The sequence below is a fragment of the Streptomyces sp. NPDC048441 genome (assembly GCF_043200235.1).
Taxonomy (GTDB): domain Bacteria; phylum Actinomycetota; class Actinomycetes; order Streptomycetales; family Streptomycetaceae; genus Streptomyces.
Map to the genome: position 1 here is coordinate 1 of NZ_JBICXM010000032.1, position 1,730 is coordinate 1,730.

The following is a 1,730-nucleotide window of genomic DNA, read 5'->3' on the forward strand; positions in this document are numbered from 1 at the left end:
CCGGGTCCTGCGACCGTCCTCACCGTCGATCGGAGGGTCACCCACACCATGATCATCAACGAGCCCGTCCAGGACACCTTCGAGGACACACCCGCGAAGGACCGCGACCCCGAATGGTTCAAACGCGCCGTCTTCTACGAAGTCCTCGTCCGCTCCTTCCAGGACAGCAACGGCGACGGAATCGGCGACCTCAAAGGCATCACCGCCAAACTCGACTACCTCCAATGGCTCGGCGTCGACTGCCTCTGGCTACCCCCCTTCTTCAAATCACCCCTGCGCGACGGCGGCTACGACGTCTCCGACTACACCGCCGTACTCCCCGAATTCGGCGACCTCGCCGACTTCGTCGAATTCGTCGACTCCGCCCACCAACGCGGAATGCGCGTCATCATCGACTTCGTCATGAACCACACCAGCGACCAACACCCCTGGTTCCAACAATCCCGCACCGACCCCACAGGCCCCTACGGCGACTACTACGTCTGGGCCGACGACGACAAGCAATACCAAGACGCCCGCATCATCTTCGTCGACACCGAAGCCTCCAACTGGACCTTCGACCCCGTCCGCAAACAATACTTCTGGCACCGCTTCTTCTCCCACCAACCCGACCTCAACTACGAAAACCCCGCCGTCCAAGAAGAAATCATCTCCGCCCTCCGCTTCTGGCTCGACCTCGGCATCGACGGATTCCGCCTCGACGCCGTCCCCTACCTCTTCGCCGAAGAGAACACCAACTGCGAAAACCTCCCCCGCAGCCACAACCTCCTCAAACGCGTCCGCACCGAAATCGACACCCACTACCCCGACACCGTCCTCCTCGCCGAAGCCAACCAATGGCCCGAAGACGTCGTCGACTACTTCGGCGACTTCAAAGACGGCGGCGACGAATGCCACATGGCCTTCCACTTCCCCGTCATGCCCCGCATCTTCATGGCCGTCCGCCGAGAATCCCGCTACCCCGTCTCCGAAATCCTCGCCAAAACCCCCGCCATCCCCCACGGCTGCCAATGGGGCATCTTCCTCCGCAACCACGACGAACTCACCCTCGAAATGGTCACCGACGAAGAACGCGACTACATGTACGCGGAATACGCCAAAGACCCCCGAATGCGCGCCAACATCGGCATCCGCCGCCGCCTCGCACCCCTCCTGGACAACGACCGCAACCAGATCGAACTCTTCACCGCCCTCCTCCTCTCCCTCCCCGGATCACCGATCCTCTACTACGGCGACGAAATCGGCATGGGCGACAACATCTGGCTCGGCGACCGCGACGCCGTACGCACCCCCATGCAATGGACCCCCGACCGCAACGCCGGCTTCTCCTCCTGCGACCCAGGACGCCTCTACCTGCCCACCATCATGGATCCCGTCTACGGCTACCAGGTCACCAACGTCGAAGCGTCCATGTCCTCCCCCTCCTCACTCCTGCACTGGACACGACGCATGATCGAGATCCGCAAACAGAACCCCGCCTTCGGCCTCGGCTCCTACACCGAACTCCCCTCCACCAACCCCGCAGTCATCGCCTTCCTCCGCGAACACAAAGACGACCTCGTCCTGTGCGTCCACAACTTCTCCCGCTTCGCCCAACCCACCGAACTCGACCTGCAAACCTTCAACGGCCGCCACCCCGTCGAACTCATCGGCGGAGTCCGCTTCCCCGCCATCGGCGAACTCCCCTACCTCCTCACCCTGGCCGGACACGGCTTCTACTGGTTCCGGCT

Annotated in this window: 1 protein-coding gene; it reads left to right on the plus strand. The window is 62.8% G+C overall.

From position 1 onward, the window contains the following. Window positions 1-48: 48 nt before the first annotated feature. The coding region (gene treS, locus ACGFSB_RS37390; protein ID WP_393409044.1) for a maltose alpha-D-glucosyltransferase at window positions 49-1,730 on the plus strand (1,682 nt) is incomplete at its 3' end.